Consider the following 15,208-nt stretch of genomic DNA (forward strand, 5'->3'; position numbering starts at 1 on the left):
TTGCATGTGCGAACCTTATGCTTGCTGACGCGGAAAGCAAGCATGTAGGTCAATTCTCGGCCGGTATGCTTGCTGATTTACCCCTTGATCCCCTTCCGCAAGAACAAGATCGCCAGCCCCTCCATCAGCAGTTGCCCCGCCGATTGCCCCTCGAAGCTGGGCAGGTCGACGCCCACCAGCTGGCTCACCGCGGCGAGCACCATGGCTGCCGCGATGATGTAGGTCTTGAAGCCGTCCAGAATTCCGAAAGTCACGAGCGTTCTCCTCAGTTGAGATGACAGGACGCCCACCAGCAGCTTGAGCCGCTGGCGGGCGATGGCCTCGCCGAGGCCATCGAAAATGGTCTTACGCATTGAAGGTCGCGGCCCCCGCATGCCCGGCGCCGAACACCGGGCTCAGTTGTGCTACGGTGAAATCGAACGCCGCCGGCAGCGCGCCGAAATCGGCCAGCTGCGCGGCGGCGGTATAGGTCGCGACAGGCGCGGCGACCTCGATCGTCCGCACCGCGTCACCGCCGTCAAAGATCGTCACCCGATAGCCCTCCGGCACATGCTCGAGCGGCACCTCTGCCATCGCCCAGGCGCCGGCATCGGCCCGGCTCCGCCGCACCCAGCCGAGCGCGATATCACCCCCTGCCTCACGCACGGCACGCAGATGCACCGGCGGCAGCGGCAGCACCGGCCCCAGCGACAGCGTCGCCGCCACAGCCGCCCCGGTCCCATCGAGCCGCCCGGCAAACGCCCGCAGCGTCAGCTCACCGCCGAGCCAATCCGCCTCCACCGGCAGCAGCGCCACATTGCCATCGAGCACCACCAGCCGATTGCCCGTCGCCGCCGGCCCCATGGCGACATCACTGCCGCCCAGCCCGCGCAACAGTTCCGTCAGCCGATACCGCCCCGGCGACACCAGTTCGGAGCCGGCAAAGCCGATCACCTCCCACTCGCCCGCGTCGGTCTCGACCGCAATCCTGTTCGCCCCGGCCAACGCCGCCTCGAAATCTACGGGTGCCAGGTGTCCGCCGCTCAGCTCGATCTCGACGCTGCGCCGATCCCGCACATGCACGGTCCCAACGGTCAGCGGGGTCGCCAACTCGCCAATCGCCGCCGGCCGCGCCAGCCGGACAAGCCGCGCGCCCGTCGCCTCAAGCTGCACATCCACCTCACCCGGCCACGGGCTGGCATAGGCCGCCAGCAGCAGTTGCGACCGCTCCGGCGTCGCCGGATCGGGCGGCAGATGCGCCACGATCACCACCGGCTCCGCCACCGGCGCCGGCCCCGCCGCCACCCGCGCCGGCCGGTCGCTCAGCACCGCCGCCTTCAGCACCGGCGGCACCGCCCTCGCCGTCACCTTGCGCGCCAGCCCGTCGCGAATTTCGGTGATCTCGAACGGCCCCTCGCCCTCGGCTTCCACCGCCACCACGTCGCCCACTTCCAGCGCCGCAAGGGATGGCGGCAGCACGAACTCGAGCGTATCCCGCCCGGTCCCCGCCGCCCGCAACAACTGCTCAGCGACGCCGCGCGCGGCAGCCGCATCGAGCACCAGCCCGGTATTCTCCCCCGCCACCGCCGCGCCCTCCGGCCGCATCGCCGTCACGGTGCCCGCGAGATAATCCCGCTCGCGATCGACAAACCCCACCGCCAACCGCGCCACCATCTCCGACGGATCAGGCCGCCGCCTTGAGGTCAGCGGGCCGTCGTCCTTGACGAGTTCATCCCGCGCCACGGTCACTGCCGGCACCACATCCGGCCGCACCAGCTCCAACCCCTCGATCCCATCGCGCACCGAAAGTCCGGCCGCCGCCAGCGCCGACCCGGTCGCATCGCGCCAACTCACCACGCCCTCGATCGCCACACCCTGCACCAGCGTCCCCGCCACGTCCGCCACGCCAAGGTCCAAATCGAAATCCGCCGCCACCGCCCGTGCCAGTTCGTCCGGCGCCAGCGCCCCCAGCCGCCCGGTAAGCCAATGTCCCGCCGGATGGTTCACCGCATCGGCCCAGTTCTCCGCATCAGATGGAAACGCCGGATACGGCCGTGCATCCCAGCTCCAGAGCGAAATCCGCCCCACCATCGGGTCGCCCTTCCAGTGGCTCAGATGCGCCCGCAAAAACTGCCGCTGCATCAGCCCATCCGGCGCCCCCGACGAGAAATACGGCCGCCCGTCCTCGCTGCTTTTGCCGTCCGGAAACACGTTCGGCTGGTTCGCCCCCTTGTCCACGGCCCCGCACCCAAGCTCCGTCAGCCATATCGGCTTTCCGCCTGGCACCCAGGCCGTCGGCACAGTCGAGCGCACCCCGCCCACCCGGTCGTGATGCGCATTGCCCCACCAGCCGGCGATATCCTTGAACCGCCAGACCCAGTGCTCGCCATGCGCGCCATCGCTGATCGGCGTGCGCGTGCCCGCCAGCCGGTCGGCGTCCGAGGCGTAGTGCCAGTCGAACCCCTCGCCCCCGTCGATCCCCGCCTCGAGATACGGCAAGCTATACGGCCCGTCCGCCCCAACATCCGGCCCATCCTCCCCATCGCGCCAGTCGGCGATCGGCATGTAATTGTCGATCCCCACCGCCGCGATGTCAGGCGACGCCCAGAGCGGATCGAGGTGGAACAGCTTGTCCCCCGGCGCATCCGCAGGCTGGAACCCGTGATACTCACTCCAGTCCGCCGCATAGGTCAGGTCCACCGCTGGCGCGAGCCCCTTCGCCTCCGCCGCCAACGTCACCAGCGCCGCAACGAACGGAAACCCGCCCGCCGCCCGCGCGGTGGTCATGCCCACCATCTCCGAGCCGATCACCAGCGCATCCGCCCCCGCCTCCTCGGCCAACGCCGCGTAGTGCCGTACGAGACGCCGATACCCCCAGTCCCCCGCCCCGCCGACAAACGCCGCCACCTCCGCCGCCACATCGCTCACCGGCGCAATCCGCCCGCGCCAGGGATAGGCCGGCTGCCCCATCGGGTTGCCCACCGGCACATCCATCAGCAGCATCGGATAGAGCGTCACCTCCAGCCCACGCGCCTTGAGGTCCGCAATCGCCGCCAGCACCGCCGCATCCGAAGGCGTCCCTCCGAAGGCCGGTCCGTCACCATGCGTCGAAACCACCTCGGCCTCGTCGCGCGTCAGCCCGGCAACGCCCCACTCCGCCCCCTTCACCGAGCGCGACGCCGCCTCCACCTTCGGCCGCACCGTGCATTCGCCGGCGCGCAGATCGTCGCCGAACCAGCTCACCACCAGCGCCACATGCTCAAGGTTGGGACAGAGGTCCTGCAGTTCGTCGAGCGACAGGGTCCAGTCGCTCACCAGCGCCGAAGCATGAGCGTTCTCGCGCTCGGCCGAACCGCGTCCCACCACCCGCACCCGCGCCACCGGGTCGTAGCCGAACTCCGTCGCCCCGGGGATCACCGTCACCGACCGGATCAGCGGCTCCAGCTCGCCCACAACGCGGCAAAGCTCCACCGTGATGTTGGGAATGCGGTTGCCAAACTCGGTCAGCGGCAACCGCTCGAACACCAGGTAGCAAAGCCCGCGATAGGCCGGCGCCTCGCTTTGCACAGCCTCGATCAGGCTGTCCGCCACCTGCGTCTCGGTACCGCGATAGAAGCGGATGTTCAGCCCAGCCGTCTCGAGCAGTTGCCCATCCGCCCAGATCCGCCCAAGCCGCGACACCTCGCCCTCGCACAGCCCGATAGCAAAGCTCGCGACGATCTCCTCGTCCTCGGCCGCGGTGGTCCCCTTGGCCCCGGAATCCTCGCTCTTCAGCCGCTCGAGTTCCGTCGCCCAGATGATGTTGCCGCCCAGCCGGCTCCACCCATAAAGCCGCGGCACCGCCCCGCCCTCCGACGATCCGGAGATGCGGATATCTGCCCCGGTCGTCGCCGCCGGCTTTTCGCCAAACAGCGCCTGGTCCACTACCGACCCCGCCAGCGCCCCGAGCGCCCGCCCGACGGTGGCGCCAATCGGCCCACCAATCGCGCCGCCGATGAATTGGCCGGCGACCGACAGTGCCAGTGTTGCCATTCACACCCCCTCCGGAAACCCAAACACCCCAGCCACCCGCTTCCGCCAGCCCTCGCTCAACGCGCCCTCGACCACGCCCAGCCCCTCCTGCGCGTGGACGAACCGCCCGTCAGCCACCACAATCCCGCAATGCCGCGGCAGCGCCGCCGACCCCATGCGAAACAAGAGCACCGCGCCAGGTTCAATCTCCCTCGGTACCAGCCACCGCTCCGCCAGTCCCTGCAGCTCCGCCGCGTGCGAACCGTCCCGCCAGTCTGCCCGATAGTTCGGCAGCGCCGGTGGCTCGGTCCCCGTCACCTCGCGCCACACGCCGGCCAGCAGTCCCAGGCAATCACAGCCAACGCCGCGCAGAGCCGCCCGGTGCCGGTAGGGTGTCCCCACCCAGTCCCGCGCCGCCGCAACGATCGGCGCGCTCATCCGACGAGCTTCTGCCCGTTGAGCTCGGAGCCCGATTTCGGGTAGCGCAGCACAAAGTCGTTGCCCGGAATGTGCGGAAAGCCGCGGAAGTTCACCGCGTTGCCGAAGCGCTCGCGGCAGGTCGCAAACCGCCGGTCGCACCCCGCGGTGAGCACCAGCGCATCGCCCTCGATCACCCAGTCCCCCACCGCCGAGCCGAACCCCAGCACGTCCACGCCGCCCAGCCGCTCATGCATCACCACGCGATCGCGCAAGCCCTCGCGCTTCCCCGCACCCCACGCCGCCATGCCGAACCCGAACCAACCGGTTTCGAACCCGCCGATCCCGGACACCGCCACCCGAAACCGGTCCCGCACGCCCACAACCGTCGCCTCGCCCCGAAACGCCGGAGCCTCGAGGTCGACGCCACAGCGCGCATCCCCCAGTTCCGCATCGCACAGCGCCTGATAAACCCGCCCCTTCGGCTCGTTGATCGTATGCTGCCCCGAGCGCAGCTCCGCTCGAAACACCCCGTCCTCGCGCACGATCTCGCCGATCGTCGTCCGGCTCACCAGCATGCGCTGGCCCGTGTCGCGCCAGTTCACCCGCCAGGTCGTGACTTCGGCCCCGTCGAACCGCCCGAGCAGGATGTCATCCTCATCGATCGCATCGGAATGCAGCACGCCCACCACCTCTGACGTGTCGATGCTCGCCCCGAGCTTCCCCGTCCGCTCCCCGCCATCGAGGCCGTGTGCCGGCAGGTAATCCGTCCCGCCGAAACTCAGCGCCACGTCATGGTCGGTGAACCCCAGCACCAGCCCGTCGGCCCGTTCGATCCGCCAGCACGTCGCCAGCGTCGTCGTTCCGCTCGCGATATGCGCGGCGAACCCCGCCTCCAGCAGCCTCATTCCCGCACCTCGATCAGCGGAATACTCGGCACTTCGGCCGCATCGAAGCTGGTCAGCTCCACGTCCAGCCGGTCGATATCGAACCGCACCGGCACATCGAACAGGAACCCGGCCGTCACCGACGCGCCATCCGCCGGCGCGACGTCGAACGTCACCGCGCCGGTCAGCTCATCCAGAGAAAAGTCGGTGGCGGGCACGGAGGCACCCGCCACCGCCATCACCACCGTGCCCACGATCGGTTTGGTGATGGGTCTCAAGTACGGGTCGAACGCCGCCCCGTATCGCTTTGTCAGCGCGAAGGAAACCGTCACGCCATCGCCAGTCCCGATCACCTGGTCGAGCATCGTCGGCGCATCCGTGCCGTTCGACGAATAGTCGAGCCCGTCCCGCCACAGGAACGAATGAAACCGTCCCCGCCGCTCCTCGAAAAACGCCAGCACCGCCGCCATGTCGGCCCGCGATTTCACGCCATAGCCGGCATTGTACCGCCGCCGCGAATGCACCCACCGGCTGTTCCGCTCCTCGCGACCCGAGGAGAGCGTCACGATGTCCGTGGCGCGCTCGGGCCCTCCACGGGCGCCGAGCGAGATGTCGAGGGGGAAGCGAATGGGGTGAAAAGTCATGATCCCCGCGTCCCCCTTCGTACCGCCCGCAGCAGCATCGCCGACACCTCCGCCTCGCTCGTCGCAAAGCTCCGGGCGTCCGTCGCCGTCACGTTGAAGGTCACGTTCACCGCCCCGCCGCCGCCCGCCACACCAAGCCGGCCATCCGACCCGCGCGCCAGCGGCAGCACTGCCTCGGCTCCCGCCTCACCCGCCAGTCCAAGCCCCTGCCCCAGGCCAAAGTATGTCGGGCTCTGCAGCACGCCGCCCTTTGCAAAGGCGGTGACGCTCGGATTGGTCGCGGTGAACAGGCTCTCGATCGCCCCGCTCACCAGCGACGAAACCGGCTGCAGCGCCGCCTTAAGCGCCAAATCGGCAAAGCTCTGCGCTACCTCGGCCAGCACCGATTTCAGCGACTTGCCATCAGTGATCGCCCCACGGAGCGCGCTCGACAGCGATCTGCCGACACTGTCCGCGAGGCTTTCAATCCGCTTCAGTTCCGCCGATACATCGTCCAGCCCCGAAAGGCGGTCGCCAAACGGATCCGCCATCACCTCACCTCATCGGGAAACGCCGCCATCAGCCGCCCGAGCACCTCGCGGCCGGGAGCGACACCCCGCGCCCGCGCCGCCTGCGCCTCGAAGGCCGCCGCCAGTTCGCGCGGTGTCAGCCCCCAGAATTCCTTGCTCGAGAGCCGCAGCACCCCGAACCCGAACCGCATCGCCTCACTCCACGGAAATGCGTTCATGCTGCCTCCCCGAACGTCGCCCGCAACAGCCGCGCCGCAATCTCCGCCGCGCCGCGCAGCCCGCCCTCGATCGACATTCGCGCCAGGTCGTCGTCGGTCACGGCATTGCCGCCCCCGCGCAGCCCCGCCCCGATGATCGCCGTCAAATCCCGTGCCGAAACCCGGCCCGAACTGAACCGCTCGCTCAGCCCGACGAGATCCCCCGCCTGCAACCGCGCCTCGAGCTCCGCAAGCGCTCCGAGCGTCAAGCACAGCACCCGCTCCTCGCCCTCGAACACGGCCGAGATCTCACCCCGTTGGATGTTCGGCATCACGCCACCACGAAGCTGAGTTGCCCGGCGCTTTCCAGCGCCAGTTCGAACGTCACCTCACCGGCGTGATCGGCCGAAAATTCCAGCGCCACGATCTGGAATGGCCCTTCGACGGTGCCGAAATCGGGCAGGATCAGCTGCCAGTTCCGGATCGTCCCGGCAAAGAACAGCCCGCGGATCGTCGCGTCCGAGGCCTGGTCCTTGAAGATCCCCGACCCCGCCACCGCCGCCCGCTTGATCCCCCCACCGGCGAGCAGTTCGCGCCACCGCCCGGCACTCTCGGCATCGGTCACGTCGATCGTCGCCGCGTTGAACGCCAGCGAACGCGACCGCAGCCCCGCCACCGTGACAAAACTCCCCGACCCCGTCTGGTCGAGCTTCAACAGCATGTCCTTGCCGCTCTGGGCAGCCATGGAAATCCCTCATCAAATGGGTTCGGAAAAGAAGCGAAACGCCACCGCCGCCCGGGCCTGCCCGGTCTCGGCATCGATGGCCGTATCGGTCCGCTCATGCTGGCGATGCGTCACTGCGAGCCCCGTCGCGGTCAGCCCTTTGGCCACCGCCACCACCCGCTCGGCAATCGCGAGCACCGCCTTCCGGCTCGGCTGGTCGACCCACACGTGCAGAGTCACGCGATGCTCATGTCCCGGCGCCGCATCGCCATCGCGCGACAGCAGGTCGTGCCTGATAATGGCGACGTATGGCGGCGTGGCGCCATGCGGCGGCGCATCGAAAATGCCGACACCGGCGAGGTCAGGGTCATCGCGCAGGGCCGCAACCAGGGCGGATTGAAGCAATACAATCGGATGGGTCATTGCGTACCGCCCCACCCCACCCACCACGCTTTGCGTGGTCCTCCCTCCCCATCAAGGGGAGGGAGATCCGACTGCAGGCTTCGGTTCTTTCGTTTCCCTCTCCCTTGTGGGGAGGGGGGACCGGCAAAGCCGGTGGGTGGGGGAAGCCCCATACTCGATGTCGCGAAGCTCATCCCACCGCCCTCGTCTCCACGCACGCGCAACTCAGCCAGGCCCGCCGCCCGTTGAGATCACCCGCCGACACCACGCTCAACCACCGCCCGCGATAGCCGAAACGATCACCCGCCTTCACGTCGCTCCGAAACCGCACCACCACGCTGTGCGACACCGCCACCCCACGTGCATCGGCCTCGCTCACCTGGCGCGAACTCATCGCCCGCACCCGGGCCCACAGCGAGGTCACCGGCACGAACAGCGCGATGTGCCCGCCCTCGTCCTCGCCAGTCGTCTCGCGCCGCTGAAAACTCACGCGGTCGGTGAGGCTGCCGATCTCCGGCACCCCGCTCACAGCCGCACCTGTCGATGGCCCGCGACCAGCCGGTCAAAACCGGCCGGCGCCACGGCGTCCACAACGGCGAGATCGCGATGTTCGAACCAGTGCGCCACCAGCGCCAGCACCGCCTGCTTCAGGTCCGGTGGCACATCCCCGGCGTCACCGAACCCGGCGACATAGTCGAGCTCGATCCCCAGCCGCGGCCGCAGCACCTGCATGCCATCCATCGTGGCCGGCAGCAGCAGCCGATCCCCCGCGATCTGGATCGCGTCGACATCGAGCTCATGCTCGTCGTCCTGCTCGTCGAACGCTCGCGCCGTCGTCACCTCGATCACCGGCGACACCGGAACGCGCAGCTCATCCGGCCAGGCGTCGAGCACCACTCGCCAGCTCTGGCGCACCAGCGCCCGGCCCGTCACTGCCTCGACATGCAGCCGCGCCGCCGCAATCAGGCTCGCGACCAGCCCATCCTCGGCAACGCCATCGAGCCGCAGGAAAGCCTTCGTCTCGGCAAGCGAAACCGGCTCCTCCGCGGGCCCCGCGAGAAGGTAGGAAATCATCGGATGTCCACTTGTTAGGGAGGCACAGCGCGAGACTGAAATCCGTCAGCCTGAGTCGAGTGGCGCGGCCTGTCGAGCACCGGAGCGGAGCGTACGTTGGTACGTGAGCACCGGAGCGCAGGCAGGTCGCGTCAATCGACCAGGATCACGGATTTCAGCTCGCGCTGAACTTCAGCAGCTTGATCGCGTCAAAGTCCTGCACGCCACCGCCGACACGTTTCGTCGTGTAGAACAGCACATACGGCTTGGCCGAATACGGGTCGCGCAGCACGTTCACCCCGGTGCGGTCCACCACCAGATACCCACGCCGGAAATCTCCGAACGCGACCGGCGTCGTGCCGGCGCCGATGTTGGGCATGTCCTCGGCCTCTACCAGTTCGAAGCCGAGCAGCGTCGGCTTGGCGCCCGCCGTCACACCCGGCGACCACAGGTAGTTGCCCTCGGTGTCCTTGAGCTTGCGCACCGCGCCCTGCGACTTGCGGTTCATCACCCAGCTGGCATTCTGCCGGTAGCCGGCCTTCAGCGTGTAGACGAGGTCGATCAGCTTGTCGCTCGGGTCCGTTGATGGCCACGCCCCCGAAACGCCGGTCGCGAGATAGCCGATGCTGTCCCAGGCCCAGCTGCCCTCGGCCACCTGCGTTTCCGCCAGGAACCCCTTGGGCTTGTTGGTGCCGTTGCCGGAAACGAAGGCCGCCGTCTCCTGCTCGGCGAAGGCCGCGTTCACTTCCTCGGCGATCCACTGGCCCACATCCACCGCCGCATCGTCGAGGAAAGCCGCCGTCGCCGCCGGCTGCGCATAGAGCTCGCCCGCAGCGAAATCGATCGAGTCGAGCGTCTGCGAATTGGTCTGCGGCCGGCTCGCCGTCTCCGCCACCCAGCCCGTCACCGGGCCAGTCAGGCTCACCGGCTTCTTGTAGAGCCCGGTCGAGATATTGCGCACCGAGGCGATGGCACGGATCGGCGACACCTGCGTCAGCCGCTTCAGGATCTCGCTCTCGGTCTCTGCCGGCACCAGGTAGCCGCCGTCCGGGTTCGAGCCGATCGAAAGCGCCTTCTCCTCGCCGCGCTTCACATATGCCGAGAATGCGTCCTTGTACTCGTCGCCGAGATCGGGCCGCCCCGCCTCCAGCGCCGGACGCGAGCGCTCCAGCGCAATCCGGTCCATCGCCGCCTTGGCGCCATCGAGCACCTGGTTCAGGCGGCCGAGCTTTTCCTCGGTCAGCGCATCGGTCGTGCCGCGCTTCTCGAGCTCCTTCAGCCGCCCGTCATTGGTGCGCTTGAATTCTTCGAAGGCGCTCATCAGTTCGCCCAGCGTCGCCTCGGAATCGGTGGCAGCCGCCGTCGACGCCTTGTTCTCAAGGCGCTCCATCAGTTCGGTCATTGGTGGTCCTCTATTGCTTCAGTAGCGAAATGGCCGCTCGCAGCGACCTGTCAGCCGGGACGCCCTGCCCCGGCGAAATGCGGGCATCGGCCAGCATCGGAAACGTCACGATCGAGATCTCCCACAGGTCGATCTCCCACAGCCGGCGATTGCCGCTGCGCGTCTCGCGGGTCGCCCGCTCGGTGCGAAAGCCGATCGACAACCCGTCGATCGCCCGCCGCTCGATCAGCCGGCGCAGAGCATCGGCTCGAGGCACACCCGGTATTAGGCGGCCCTCGACCCAGAGCCCGTAGCCGTCCTCGCGCGCCACCTCCCAGTTGCCCACCGGCTCCTTCGGATCGTGCTGGAACAGCATCCGCAGCCTGGCCGCGCCGCGCCGCGCCAGCGATTTGGCGAACGCGCCTGGCATCACCAGGTCGCCCGATTGGTCGAGCCGTCCGAACACGCTGGCATAGCCCGAAAACCGCCCGCGCTCGTCAATGGGGATCGGCTGCATCAGCCCTTGCCCCCCGCCGGCCGGGGCCGCGCCGGCCGTCGCGCCGGCTTCGCCAGCGTTCCCGCGAGGTTCCAGGCAAACTGCCGGAACACCTCCCCCGCGACCTGCTTGTCTCCAGAATTCCCTTTTGCCCCCATAGGCTTATTTCTCCCGGCGAAACAATTGATTCAGCGTCGAAATCTCTTTGACAAAATCGTTGAACCGGCGATTGGCCGCCACGAGCTCCCTGAGCGTCCAGACCAGCAACCCGGTCGCCCCCGTCGCCCAGGCAAACAATGCCAGATGCGCCAGATCCCCGCGCGTCACGATCGATTTGGTCAGCTCGTCCATAGTGGCCTCCGTAGTTGATGGTCGTAGTTTTCGGGTGGCGGAGTCAGAGCCCCACCATCGCCCGCTTCTCCTCATCCGTGAGGAAATCCGCACTCCCCACCCGTGCCCACAGCGCCGCCCGGTCCTCGGCCAGCGCCTCCACCCCGTCGAGGTCCGGCACTAGCGTCACTCCGCCGAACCCCGGCGCCAGCCAGAAGCCCAGGTCGTCGGCGACCCGCCGCACCAGCGGCACCACCGTGCCGCGCCAGAACGCCCGGTTGGCCTCTGCATAGTTGGCGTAGGTATTGTCCCCGGGGATCCCGAGCAGCATCGGCGGCACCCCAAACGCCAGCGCGATCTCGCGCGCTGCGGCGTGCTTCAGTTCCATGAAATCCATCTCGGCCGGAGTCAGCGCCATGGCCTTCCAGTCGAGCCCGCCTTCGAGCACAAGCGGCCGCCCGGCATTGCGCGCGCCCGAAAACCCCTGCTCCAGCTCGTCCTTCAGCCGCCGGAACTGCGCCTCGGTCAGCGTGCCGCTGCCGCCCGAATAGACCAGCGCCCCGCTCGGCCGCGCCGCATTGTCGAGCAGCGCCTTGTTCCACTCCGCCGCCGCGTTGTGGATATCGAGGCTCTGTGCCGCGGCCTCCAGCGGCGCCATGCCGTAGTGGTCGTCGAGCGGATGGAACAGCGCCATGTGCAGCACCGCCGCCACCGGCTTCGTATCCAGCCGCAGCTCCTGCGTCCGGCCGCCCACCGTGTAGCCATAGCGCGCCGGATACCCGTCCCGCCCCTCTACCACCCGCACCCGGTCGGGCCGCAGCACGTGCAGCTCGCGCACCTCGCCATCGATCAGCGTGGCGGTGAGATAGGCATTCCCCGCCGTCTGCAGATAGGCATACACCACCTCGAGCAGCTCGCTGCCCGATTGCCGCGCATTGGGCCGCGACAGCAGCCGTACCACCGGATGCTCGCTGAGCCGCTTGCCGTCCGTCTCGGCCACCAGCGGCACCCGCGTCGCCGCCTCGGCGATCATCCGCACGCAGCGATAAACTACCGGATTGCGCGCATATCCCGCATTGGCGAGGCTCACAAAACCCCGCCGGCTCCAGCTGGCCTCGCCCAGCTGCGTCACCGTCATCAAACTCTGCGGCCCGCCCGATTTCCTCTCGGCAGCCGAAAGCACCGCGCCAAGGCGCGTGAACCAGTTGGGCATTGTTGCTCCCTCAAATCCCCCGCACGCGCGGCTCACCACCGCCGAGCATCAGTTCCGTCAGCGCCCAGACCAGCGCATCCACCCGGTCCGGCGAATGTCCCTCCGCCTTGCCGTCCGCTCCGAATGCGCACATCTCGTCCTCGAGCGCCGCCAGGCCCGCCCGATGAGCCACGCGGCCGTTGGCATAAAGCGCCGCCACCGGCTCCGCTCGCACCCATTTGCCGCGGCTCGCATGCACCGCCCGCACCGGCACGTTGGCGTCCTCCTGCGCGATCACCGATTTCACCAGGTCCCCGCCCTGGTTCACCTCGGCGACGATGCAGTCGGCGCCAAACTCATGGAACGCCGCCACTGCCCGCCGTGCCCATCCTTCCGGCCGTGCGGGGCCAAAGCTGAGGTCCGCCAGCACCACGGCCCCCTGCCCTGCCTTGGCCGCCACCACAATCCCGCACGCATCCGAACCCTTGTGCCCCGTCACCGGCGGATCCACCGCCACGACGATCCGCCCCAGCTCGGCGCCCTCATCCACCCGAAACATCCCGCGCAGCCACAACGCATCCGGCCGGTCCTCGATCAGCTCCCCGTCGAGCTCCTGCCGCCCAAGGACGGTGTTCTCGTAGCGGGCGACGATGGCCGAGAAGAAGCTGCGTGCCAGGTTGTTCTGGTTCACTTTGGTCGGCATGCGCGTAGCTGTCGTCAGCGGATCCTTGAGTAGCCTCCTGATCAGCGGCGTCGCACGCGGTGTCGTCGTCGCCAGTTGGCGTGGCGCATCACCCAGCCTGAGGCCGAACTGCAACATGTCCCACGCCGCCTCGGCATCGGGCCACTTGCCCACCTCATCGCACCAGGCCGCGGCAAACTGCGGCCCACGAAACCGTTCCGGATCGCTTGCTCCGAGCACCAGCCCCTCGACGCCATTCGGCCACTGCAATACCTGCCCCCGGACGATTGGCCGATCCTCGGGCGGCGTCGACCTCAGTATCCCGCTCGGACCGCGCACCATGACCTGCAACGCTTCGATCATGGTCTCACCGACAATGGCGATGGGCCCGATCTCGGCCTTGGCGAGGCCCCGCACCCATTCGGCCCCGGCCAGCGTCTTGCCGGCGCCACGCCCGCCCATCAGCAGCCATGTAGTCCAGTCACCGGCTGGTTCGCGCTGCTCGTCGTGCGCCCAGAGGTCCCAGTCGAAACGCAGGATTGGCAGTTCGTCGTCTGCGACCTGCGCGAAAAGCGTCTTAGCGGACCTTGAGCTCATCCAGCCGCTTCGCGATCTTGGCCCTGAGTTCCGTCATTTCCTTGCTCTGGCGCTGCGTCGGCTTCTTGCCGGTCACCCTGACGTCCAAGGAGATGAGCCGGTCAAGCGTTGTTGTCAGGCGTCCGAGCAAGGCGCTCTCGCGCTCACCTGTCTCGCTCATCTGCGCCCCCAGCAAACGCAGAACCTGTAGTTCGGTGGCGAGGAACAGTTCGCCAATGATGATCCTGCGGTCATGCTCCGTTGCATCCTCGTCGACATCCCACTTGTTCTTCCTGATCTGCTGAGCCAGCCGCTGTGTGGTGATCCCGTGCTCGGCGCAGATGCGGTTGCGGGTCATCTCGCCCGCCTTTACCTGCAGCCTCACCAAATCCCACCGCTTGTCGTCGTCAGCCAGCAACCCCGTCCTCCCCCCACGCGTTCATCCGCGGCAGGAGGCGACCATGCCGTCCACCGTCATTGCCGATATGGCTTACGACCCGGAGACCCAGACGCTCAGCGTCTGGTTCCGTCCGTCGGGCCGCCGCTACGATTATTTCGAAGTCCCGAGCGTCGTCTTCGACGCGCTCCGCCACTCACCGTCAAAGGGGCGCTATTTCAACGCCCACATCCGCAATGGCTACGAATTCGCCCAGTCCGAACGGGGCCTCGAACCCCATTTCTCCGACCGTAGCCAAAACATAGCACACCACCGTCACGCGGGGACGAGATAGGCAGAAAAAGTGATAAGCGGTTGATTTTGCGCGATCATTCCTCGCCGATGGACGCAATACCCACCGGCCGTCATCTTCGCGCATGACAGAGCGGGGCGTAGCCCCTCACATTATCCGCAGATACATCCCCACCGACTCCGGCGCCGTCTCCCGGAACCCATACTGCGCGTAGAGGTCCTTGGCCGGCCCATCCGCTATCAGGCTCACATAGGCCGATTTCGGCGCGTTCGCCTCGAGCCAGTCGACCAGCGCCTTGACGATGCGCTTGCCCAGCCCCTTGCCGCGATACTCGCCCAGCACCGCAATGTCGGTGACCTGGAAGGCCGTGCCGCCATCGCCGATCACCCGGCCCATGCCGATCGTCCGGCCCGCGTCCTCGAGCACCACGGCATAAATCGTGTTGGGCAGCCCGCGCGCCGCCGCTTCCATCGTCTTCGCCGAGAGGCCATTGCGGGCCCTGAGGTCGCGATATTCCTCGATCGTCGGTATGCGCTCGATGAGCTGATACTCCGTCACGTCCTCACTCCATATCGAACAGTGTCAGCTGCACCCCGTCGGGCGCCTCGAGCCGTGAGTTGGTCGATCTGAACGGCGTCAGCCGCGGCGCGCCAAGTAATGTCGCGCCCGCCGCCTCCAGCAGGCCCGTCGCTGCAGCGGTGTCGTCAACCCGCAGCGCCACGCGGAACTGCCCGCTCACGCCAGCCCGTCCGACCTCGATTTCATCGATGAAGCGAGCCTGGTTCGCGTCCCCAATTTCGAGCGTCGCCACTCCTGCCTTGAGGATCGCCACCCGCCCATCCGGCGAGTTCACGGCCAGCTGCTCCTCGAGCCCCAGCGTATCGCGCCAGAACCCGAGCGCCCGCTCGAAATCCGCCGTCGTGATAACGAGCCGAAGCTCCCGCACCATGCCGGTCATTGCCTGTCTCCGCTGTCATCTGCGCAAGGGTGGGCAACCTGCCACGAGTCGCGGGCCGGCGGGACCCGGAACGCGTTCGTC

General features: G+C 68.0%; 21 protein-coding genes. 1 reads left to right on the top strand and 20 read right to left on the bottom strand.

Annotation, left to right across the window (positions count from 1 at the left end):
* Positions 1-77 precede the first annotated feature (77 nt).
* The 18 genes from ACOYW5_RS06770 to ACOYW5_RS06855 all read right to left on the bottom strand — a co-directional run bounded on the left by ACOYW5_RS06770 (position 78) and on the right by ACOYW5_RS06855 (position 13,898).
* The gene (locus ACOYW5_RS06770; protein ID WP_423068485.1) at positions 78-353 is read right to left on the bottom strand and encodes a hypothetical protein; all 276 of its coding nucleotides are present in this window, start codon (positions 351-353) and stop codon (positions 78-80) included.
* Positions 346-4,011 (bottom strand): baseplate multidomain protein megatron, encoded by a 3,666-nt coding sequence (locus tag ACOYW5_RS06775; RefSeq protein WP_423068486.1) that lies wholly within the window; start codon positions 4,009-4,011, stop codon positions 346-348. Before ACOYW5_RS06775 ends, ACOYW5_RS06770 begins: the two co-directional genes overlap by 8 nt.
* Positions 4,012-4,428: an NlpC/P60 family protein gene (locus ACOYW5_RS06780; protein WP_423068487.1), complete on the bottom strand. Its 417-nt coding sequence runs from the start codon at positions 4,426-4,428 to the stop codon at positions 4,012-4,014.
* Entirely contained in the window at positions 4,425-5,315 is an 891-nt protein-coding gene (locus ACOYW5_RS06785) for a DUF2163 domain-containing protein (RefSeq protein ID WP_423068488.1), read from the bottom strand. Before ACOYW5_RS06785 ends, ACOYW5_RS06780 begins: the two co-directional genes overlap by 4 nt.
* Positions 5,312-5,938, bottom strand: a complete 627-nt coding sequence (locus tag ACOYW5_RS06790) for a phage distal tail protein, Rcc01695 family (protein WP_423068489.1) — start codon at positions 5,936-5,938, stop codon at positions 5,312-5,314. Before ACOYW5_RS06790 ends, ACOYW5_RS06785 begins: the two co-directional genes overlap by 4 nt.
* The gene (locus tag ACOYW5_RS06795) at positions 5,935-6,468 is read right to left on the bottom strand and encodes a phage tail tape measure protein (RefSeq protein WP_423068490.1); all 534 of its coding nucleotides are present in this window, start codon (positions 6,466-6,468) and stop codon (positions 5,935-5,937) included. Before ACOYW5_RS06795 ends, ACOYW5_RS06790 begins: the two co-directional genes overlap by 4 nt.
* Positions 6,468-6,665 (bottom strand): rcc01693 family protein, encoded by a 198-nt coding sequence (locus ACOYW5_RS06800; protein ID WP_423068491.1) that lies wholly within the window; start codon positions 6,663-6,665, stop codon positions 6,468-6,470. Before ACOYW5_RS06800 ends, ACOYW5_RS06795 begins: the two co-directional genes overlap by 1 nt.
* Complete coding sequence (locus ACOYW5_RS06805) at positions 6,662-6,976, bottom strand: gene transfer agent family protein (protein WP_423068492.1); 315 nt, start codon at positions 6,974-6,976, stop codon at positions 6,662-6,664. The genes ACOYW5_RS06800 and ACOYW5_RS06805 overlap by 4 nt, the downstream gene beginning before the upstream one ends.
* A complete protein-coding gene (locus ACOYW5_RS06810; RefSeq protein ID WP_423068493.1) occupies positions 6,976-7,389 on the bottom strand; it encodes a phage major tail protein, TP901-1 family in 414 nt (137 codons plus the stop codon). The genes ACOYW5_RS06805 and ACOYW5_RS06810 overlap by 1 nt, the downstream gene beginning before the upstream one ends.
* 12 nt (positions 7,390-7,401) lie before the next feature.
* The gene (locus ACOYW5_RS06815; protein WP_423068494.1) at positions 7,402-7,791 is read right to left on the bottom strand and encodes a DUF3168 domain-containing protein; all 390 of its coding nucleotides are present in this window, start codon (positions 7,789-7,791) and stop codon (positions 7,402-7,404) included.
* 169 nt (positions 7,792-7,960) lie between these two features.
* The gene (locus tag ACOYW5_RS06820) at positions 7,961-8,299 is read right to left on the bottom strand and encodes a phage head closure protein (RefSeq protein ID WP_423068495.1); all 339 of its coding nucleotides are present in this window, start codon (positions 8,297-8,299) and stop codon (positions 7,961-7,963) included.
* The gene (locus ACOYW5_RS06825; RefSeq protein WP_423068496.1) at positions 8,296-8,844 is read right to left on the bottom strand and encodes a head-tail connector protein; all 549 of its coding nucleotides are present in this window, start codon (positions 8,842-8,844) and stop codon (positions 8,296-8,298) included. Before ACOYW5_RS06825 ends, ACOYW5_RS06820 begins: the two co-directional genes overlap by 4 nt.
* A 154-nt stretch (positions 8,845-8,998) precedes the next feature.
* Positions 8,999-10,225 carry a phage major capsid protein gene (locus ACOYW5_RS06830; RefSeq protein ID WP_423068497.1) on the bottom strand — a complete coding sequence of 409 codons (1,227 nt, stop codon included), beginning with the start codon at positions 10,223-10,225 and terminating at the stop codon, positions 8,999-9,001.
* A gap of 10 nt (positions 10,226-10,235) precedes the next feature.
* Complete coding sequence (locus ACOYW5_RS06835) at positions 10,236-10,721, bottom strand: HK97 family phage prohead protease (RefSeq protein ID WP_423068498.1); 486 nt, start codon at positions 10,719-10,721, stop codon at positions 10,236-10,238.
* Between the two features lie 141 nt (positions 10,722-10,862).
* The gene (locus ACOYW5_RS06840) at positions 10,863-11,051 is read right to left on the bottom strand and encodes a hypothetical protein (RefSeq protein ID WP_423068499.1); all 189 of its coding nucleotides are present in this window, start codon (positions 11,049-11,051) and stop codon (positions 10,863-10,865) included.
* A 43-nt stretch (positions 11,052-11,094) separates the two neighbouring features.
* Positions 11,095-12,243 (bottom strand): phage portal protein, encoded by a 1,149-nt coding sequence (locus tag ACOYW5_RS06845; protein WP_423068500.1) that lies wholly within the window; start codon positions 12,241-12,243, stop codon positions 11,095-11,097.
* 10 nt (positions 12,244-12,253) lie between these two features.
* Entirely contained in the window at positions 12,254-13,501 is a 1,248-nt protein-coding gene (locus ACOYW5_RS06850) for a DNA-packaging protein (RefSeq protein ID WP_423068501.1), read from the bottom strand.
* Positions 13,482-13,898 (bottom strand): hypothetical protein, encoded by a 417-nt coding sequence (locus ACOYW5_RS06855; protein ID WP_423068502.1) that lies wholly within the window; start codon positions 13,896-13,898, stop codon positions 13,482-13,484. The genes ACOYW5_RS06850 and ACOYW5_RS06855 overlap by 20 nt, the downstream gene beginning before the upstream one ends.
* A gap of 43 nt (positions 13,899-13,941) precedes the next feature.
* On the opposite strand from ACOYW5_RS06855, the gene ACOYW5_RS06860 reads away from it, so the two are divergent.
* The gene (locus ACOYW5_RS06860) at positions 13,942-14,211 is read left to right on the top strand and encodes a KTSC domain-containing protein (RefSeq protein WP_423068503.1); all 270 of its coding nucleotides are present in this window, start codon (positions 13,942-13,944) and stop codon (positions 14,209-14,211) included.
* A gap of 105 nt (positions 14,212-14,316) precedes the next feature.
* Here the strand turns inward: ACOYW5_RS06860 and ACOYW5_RS06865 are convergent, their stop codons facing one another.
* Complete coding sequence (locus ACOYW5_RS06865) at positions 14,317-14,727, bottom strand: GNAT family N-acetyltransferase (protein ID WP_423068504.1); 411 nt, start codon at positions 14,725-14,727, stop codon at positions 14,317-14,319.
* 4 nt (positions 14,728-14,731) lie between these two features.
* Entirely contained in the window at positions 14,732-15,127 is a 396-nt protein-coding gene (locus ACOYW5_RS06870) for a VOC family protein (protein ID WP_423068505.1), read from the bottom strand.
* Positions 15,128-15,208: the final 81 nt, after the last annotated feature.

Origin of the sequence: Devosia sp. CN2-171 (assembly GCF_049354815.1) — a bacterium.
Lineage (GTDB): Bacteria > Pseudomonadota > Alphaproteobacteria > Rhizobiales > Devosiaceae > Devosia_A.

Excerpts from the sequence above, each read along its gene's own strand:
- ACOYW5_RS06770 (WP_423068485.1), bottom strand. The coding sequence starts at position 353 with ATGCGTAAGACCATTTTCGATGGCCTCGGCGAGGCCATCGCCCGCCAG.
- ACOYW5_RS06860 (WP_423068503.1), top strand. The coding sequence starts at position 13,942 with ATGCCGTCCACCGTCATTGCCGATATGGCTTACGACCCGGAGACCCAG.
- ACOYW5_RS06800 (WP_423068491.1), bottom strand. The coding sequence starts at position 6,665 with ATGAACGCATTTCCGTGGAGTGAGGCGATGCGGTTCGGGTTCGGGGTG.
- ACOYW5_RS06805 (WP_423068492.1), bottom strand. The coding sequence starts at position 6,976 with ATGCCGAACATCCAACGGGGTGAGATCTCGGCCGTGTTCGAGGGCGAG.
- ACOYW5_RS06835 (WP_423068498.1), bottom strand. The coding sequence starts at position 10,721 with ATGCAGCCGATCCCCATTGACGAGCGCGGGCGGTTTTCGGGCTATGCC.
- ACOYW5_RS06845 (WP_423068500.1), bottom strand. The coding sequence starts at position 12,243 with ATGCCCAACTGGTTCACGCGCCTTGGCGCGGTGCTTTCGGCTGCCGAG.
- ACOYW5_RS06790 (WP_423068489.1), bottom strand. The coding sequence starts at position 5,938 with ATGACTTTTCACCCCATTCGCTTCCCCCTCGACATCTCGCTCGGCGCC.
- ACOYW5_RS06775 (WP_423068486.1), bottom strand. The coding sequence starts at position 4,011 with ATGGCAACACTGGCACTGTCGGTCGCCGGCCAATTCATCGGCGGCGCG.
- ACOYW5_RS06815 (WP_423068494.1), bottom strand. The coding sequence starts at position 7,791 with ATGACCCATCCGATTGTATTGCTTCAATCCGCCCTGGTTGCGGCCCTG.
- ACOYW5_RS06870 (WP_423068505.1), bottom strand. The coding sequence starts at position 15,127 with ATGACCGGCATGGTGCGGGAGCTTCGGCTCGTTATCACGACGGCGGAT.
- ACOYW5_RS06780 (WP_423068487.1), bottom strand. The coding sequence starts at position 4,428 with ATGAGCGCGCCGATCGTTGCGGCGGCGCGGGACTGGGTGGGGACACCC.
- ACOYW5_RS06825 (WP_423068496.1), bottom strand. The coding sequence starts at position 8,844 with ATGATTTCCTACCTTCTCGCGGGGCCCGCGGAGGAGCCGGTTTCGCTT.
- ACOYW5_RS06830 (WP_423068497.1), bottom strand. The coding sequence starts at position 10,225 with ATGACCGAACTGATGGAGCGCCTTGAGAACAAGGCGTCGACGGCGGCT.
- ACOYW5_RS06850 (WP_423068501.1), bottom strand. The coding sequence starts at position 13,501 with ATGAGCTCAAGGTCCGCTAAGACGCTTTTCGCGCAGGTCGCAGACGAC.
- ACOYW5_RS06795 (WP_423068490.1), bottom strand. The coding sequence starts at position 6,468 with ATGGCGGATCCGTTTGGCGACCGCCTTTCGGGGCTGGACGATGTATCG.
- ACOYW5_RS06810 (WP_423068493.1), bottom strand. The coding sequence starts at position 7,389 with ATGGCTGCCCAGAGCGGCAAGGACATGCTGTTGAAGCTCGACCAGACG.
- ACOYW5_RS06840 (WP_423068499.1), bottom strand. The coding sequence starts at position 11,051 with ATGGACGAGCTGACCAAATCGATCGTGACGCGCGGGGATCTGGCGCAT.
- ACOYW5_RS06785 (WP_423068488.1), bottom strand. The coding sequence starts at position 5,315 with ATGAGGCTGCTGGAGGCGGGGTTCGCCGCGCATATCGCGAGCGGAACG.